The sequence below is a fragment of the Cupriavidus sp. WS genome, assembly GCF_000395345.1.
Taxonomy (GTDB): domain Bacteria; phylum Pseudomonadota; class Gammaproteobacteria; order Burkholderiales; family Burkholderiaceae; genus Cupriavidus; species Cupriavidus basilensis_B.
This window is the reverse complement of sequence record NZ_AQPL01000627.1, coordinates 1-4,289: the sequence shown is the minus strand read 5'-3', so window position 1 is coordinate 4,289 and position 4,289 is coordinate 1. Positions and strand designations below refer to the sequence as shown.

General features: G+C 69.1%; 4 protein-coding genes and 1 pseudogene. All 5 read right to left on the bottom strand.

Annotated features, from left to right (window positions below; genetic code table 11):
- Window positions 1–40 precede the first annotated feature (40 nt).
- Window positions 41–982: a formyltransferase gene (locus K206_RS0135860; RefSeq protein ID WP_020207058.1), complete on the bottom strand. Its 942-nt coding sequence runs from the start codon at window positions 980–982 to the stop codon at window positions 41–43.
- Window positions 970–1,971: a glycosyltransferase gene (locus tag K206_RS0135855; RefSeq protein ID WP_029044451.1), complete on the bottom strand. Its 1,002-nt coding sequence runs from the start codon at window positions 1,969–1,971 to the stop codon at window positions 970–972. The genes K206_RS0135860 and K206_RS0135855 overlap by 13 nt, the downstream gene beginning before the upstream one ends.
- Window positions 1,950–3,113 carry a DegT/DnrJ/EryC1/StrS aminotransferase family protein gene (locus tag K206_RS0135850; protein WP_020207056.1) on the bottom strand — a complete coding sequence of 388 codons (1,164 nt, stop codon included), beginning with the start codon at window positions 3,111–3,113 and terminating at the stop codon, window positions 1,950–1,952. The genes K206_RS0135855 and K206_RS0135850 overlap by 22 nt, the downstream gene beginning before the upstream one ends.
- 34 nt (window positions 3,114–3,147) lie before the next feature.
- A complete protein-coding gene (locus K206_RS0135845) occupies window positions 3,148–3,519 on the bottom strand; it encodes a multidrug efflux SMR transporter (protein ID WP_020207055.1) in 372 nt (123 codons plus the stop codon).
- A pseudogene (locus tag K206_RS44085) lies at window positions 3,516–4,289 on the bottom strand (4-amino-4-deoxy-L-arabinose transferase); the annotation flags it as partial. The gene K206_RS0135845 and the pseudogene K206_RS44085, both read right to left, overlap by 4 nt.

Below are 4,289 nucleotides of genomic sequence, written 5' to 3'. Positions count from 1 at the left end.
TGGCCGATGAAGCCGTTGACGCCAAGAATCAGGACCTTTTTCATCGGTGTTCCTCTTTGGACGATGCGGTAAGAAATGTAGAGAGTGCGTCGGGCGAAACGGCCTGTGCCGGTGCGCCCGCGTCGAGTAATTCGCGGATCAGGATCACTTCGCCGTCGCCGCACAGGCCGACGATCTGCCCGCCGGCCACGTGCAGGCCGGGCCGGGCGCCCGCCGGCAGGGCGGGCGCGGCGCCGTGCGGGCGGCGCGCCTGCGCCACCACGAAGCGGCGCGCGCCGATGTCGGTGAAGGCGCCGGGGTAGGGCGGCGCCACCGCGCGCACCAGGTCGTAGACCCGGGCGGCGCCTTGCTGCCAGTCGATGCGGCCGTCTTCCGGCTTGCGGCCGGAGAAGTAGCTGCCTTCGGCAAGGCGGTTGGGCAGCGGCACGATGTTGCCGGCCATCATGGCGGGCAGCGCGCGCCACAGCGTCTGCTCGGCGGCCACCGTGACCTTCTCGAAGACTTCGCCCGCGGTGTCGTCCGGCAGGATCGGCACGGCGGTCTGGTCGACGATGTAGCCGGCGTCCGGCTTGGCTTCCATCGCGTGCAGCGTGGCGCCGGTCTCGGTCTCGCCGCGCAGCACGGCCCAGTTCACCGGCACGCGGCCGCGGTACTTCGGCAGCAGCGAGCCGTGCATGTTGAACGCGCCGCGCGGCGCCAGCGCCAGCACGGCGGCGGGGATCATCGCGCGGTAGTAGAACGAGAAGATCATGTCCGGGCGCGCCGCGGCCACCGCCTCGGCCAGCGCCGGGTCGGCGGGGTCTTCACCGTAGATGAAGGGCACGCCGAGTTCGGCGGCGGTATCGGCGACGCGGCGGAACCAGATGTTCTCGTCCGGGCGGTCGCGGTGGGTGACGACCAGCGCCACCTCGACGCCACGCGCGTGCAGCACGCGCAGGCAGCGGTCGCCGACGTTGTGGTAGGCGAAGACTACTGCGCGCACGATGGCTCCGTGGCCGGCTGGCCTTTCTGTGTTTCGGGGTTGCCCTCTAGCACCGCCTGGATGCGGTAGCGCGGGCGGTTGCGCACTTCCTGGTAGATGCGGCCGATGTACTCGCCCAGCAGGCCGATGCCGAACAGCATGATGCCGACCAGGAAGAAGTTGAAGGCCAGCAGGGTGAACACACCCTGCACTTCCGCGCCGAGCAGGAAGCGGCGCACCAGCAGCACCGCCACCAGCCCGCCCGAGGCCAGCGACAGCAGCGTGCCGATGGCCGAGAACCATTGCAGCGGCACGATCGAGAAGCCCGTCACCAGGTCGAAGTTCAGCCGGATGAGCTGGAACAGCGAGTACTTGGATTCGCCGGCGTGGCGCTGCTCGTGCTCGACCACGATCTCGACCGGATTGGAGGAAAAGGTGTAGGCCAGCGCGGGAATGAAGGTGTTGACCTCGCGGCACGCGTTGATGGTGTCGATCACGTTGCGGTCGTAGGCACGCAGCATGCAGCCCTGGTCGGTCATCTTGATGCGCGTGATGCGCTCGCGCAGCCGGTTCATGGCGCGCGACGCCACGCGGCGGAAGGCCGTGTCGTTGCGCTCGCGGCGGATGGTGCCGACGTAGTCGTGCCCTTCGCGCATGGTCGCCACCAGGCGCGGGATTTCTTCCGGCGGGTTCTGCAGGTCGGCGTCCAGCGTGATGACGATCTGGCCGCGGGTCTGCTCGAAGCCGGCCAGGATGGCCATGTGCTGGCCGAAGTTGCCGTTGAACAGCACCACGCGCGTGACGTCCGGGCGCAGCCGGTACTGGCTGGCCAGGATCTGCGCGGAGCGGTCGCGGCTGCCGTCGTTGACGAAGATGATCTCGTAGCTGCAGGCGAGGGCGTCGAGCGCCGGGTAGAGGCGGTCGAACAGGGCCTGCAGGCCGTCTTCCTCGTTATAGACGGGAATGACGACGGAGACCTCGACGGGGCTCATTTGAGGAGGCGTTTGCATGTTTCGCTGAGGGTTGCGCAGACCCGCTCCACGTCGGCGGCCTGCATCGCAGGGAACATCGGCAGGGTGAGGATGCCCTGTCCGATGCGCTCGGCATGGGGCAGCATGCCTTCGCGCCAGCCAAGGGAGCGGTAGTAGGTAAACAGATGCAGGGCGGGATAGTGCACGCCGGTGCCGATGTCGCGCTCGCGCATGGCGTCCATCACGGCGGTGCGCCCGCCCGCGATGCGCGCGGCCGGCAGCACCACCTGGAACATGTGCCAGTTGGTGGTGGCCAGCTCGCCGTCGCGCGGCAGCGGCAGCTCGATGCCGAGTCCGGCCAGGCCGTGGTCGGCGGCACTGCGGAAATACGCCTCGGCCAGCTCGGCGCGGCGCGCGGTGACGTGATCCAGGTGCGCCAGTTGCGACAGGCCGATGGCGGCGTTGACGTCGGTCAGGTTGAACTTGCCGCCGGGCTCCTCCACGTCCATGCCGTCCGGGCCGCTGCGGATCACGCCCTGCAGGCGCAGGCGCTCGGCGCGCAGCGCTTCTTCCGGCGAGTTCATCACCAGGCAGCCGCCTTCGACGCTGGTGATGTTCTTGTTGGCCTGGAAGCTGAAGCTCACCAGGTCGCCGAAGGCGCCGATGCGCTGGCCGCGCCAGCGCGAGTCGATGGCCTGGGCGGCGTCCTCGATCACGCGCAGGCCGTGCTTGCGCGCGATGGCGTAGAGGCGGTCCATGTCGACCGGCAGGCCCGACAGGTAGACCGGCATGATGGCGCGCGTGCGCGGCGTGATGGCGGCTTCCACGGCGTCGAGGTCGAGGTTGCGCGTGCGCGGGTCGACGTCGACGAAGACCGGCTTGGCGCCCACGGTGACGACCACGTTGGCGGTGGCCACCCAGGTGATGGGCGTGGTGATGACCTCGTCGCCGGGGCCGATGTCGGCGATGCGCAGGGCGATTTCCATCGTCGCCGAGCCGTTGGCGAAGGTGCGCACCGGGCGGCCGCCGAACAGCGCGGACAGCGCGTCCTCGAACGCGTGCATCCTGGGGCCGGACGTGATCCAGCCCGAGGCCAGCACCTTACCGACCTCGGCGATGGCGTCGGCGTCGATCGACGGCTTGACGAAGGGCAGGAAGGCTTGGGCAGCGGGTGCGGTCATGACGGTCGGGCCTTGCGGTACGTTGGGATGGCGCTCACGAGCGGGCGATCAGGAACACGCCGGCCAGGATGAGCAGGATGCCGGCCACGCGCAGCGGGCCGATCATCTCGCCGAACAGCCACCAGGCCGCCAGCGCGTTCACCACGTAGCCGAGCGACAGCATCGGGTAGGCGATCGAGACGTCCACGCGCGACAGGCCGACGATCCACACGCCCACGCTCACCACGTAGAGCGTCAGCCCGGCCAGCACCGGCCACTGCGTCAGCACGCGCAGCGCGGTGGCAAACAGCGTGGCGCGCTCCAGCGTGATGGCGCCGATGGCGTTGGTGCCGGCCTTGAGCAGCAGTTGCGCGCAGGCATTGAGCAGCACGCCGGTGAAGATGAATGCGAAGGTGGAAAGCGTCATGGGGCGCGGTTCGGTTCTGGCTGTGCGGAGGGCTGTGCGGCCGCCGGGGTCTGGCCCGGCAGCGGGAAATTGGCCACCGCCACGCGGCGCTTGTCCTGCGCGATCTTGTACATCGGCACGTTGCGCTCCTGCAGCAGGCGGTAGGTCGCGGCGGACATGATCCCCACGGCGCGCTGGCCATCCTGCCATTTTGCAATAAAGGCATCCAGCGTGGGCAGCCATTTCTGCGGCTCCTGCTGGGTGCCGAACTCCAGCTCGTCGGGCCATTCCACCATGATGGTGGTGCGGCGCAGGTAGTACGGCAGGGTGTGGTCCAGCATGCGCACGCCGTAGATCGGCATGTCGTCGGTCAGCACCGCCTCGATGGCGGGCACCATGTCCACGCCGGAGGTCGGCCGGCCCATCACTTCGTGGCCGAGCAGCGCCACCGTGAAGCTGCCGAACAGGCCCACCGCGTAGACCGTGATGCTGACCATCAGGCCCTTGCGGGCCAGCAGCCAGCGCGCGGCGAAGATGGTGACGATCATCAGCGCGAAGGCCGCGCCGACCCACACCGCGAACAGGCGGTACAGCTCGTTGGGGGTGTTGTCGGAATTCAGCGTGGCCACGTAGGGGCTGGCCAGCAGGCCGGCCACCGCGATCGCCAGCATGCCGTTCATCTGGCGGCGCCAGCTGCGGTCGTCGATATGCTGCAGCGCCACGCCGGCGAGCATGCCCAGCGCGGGGAAGATCGGCACGATGTAGCCCGGCAGCTTGGAGCCCGACAGGCT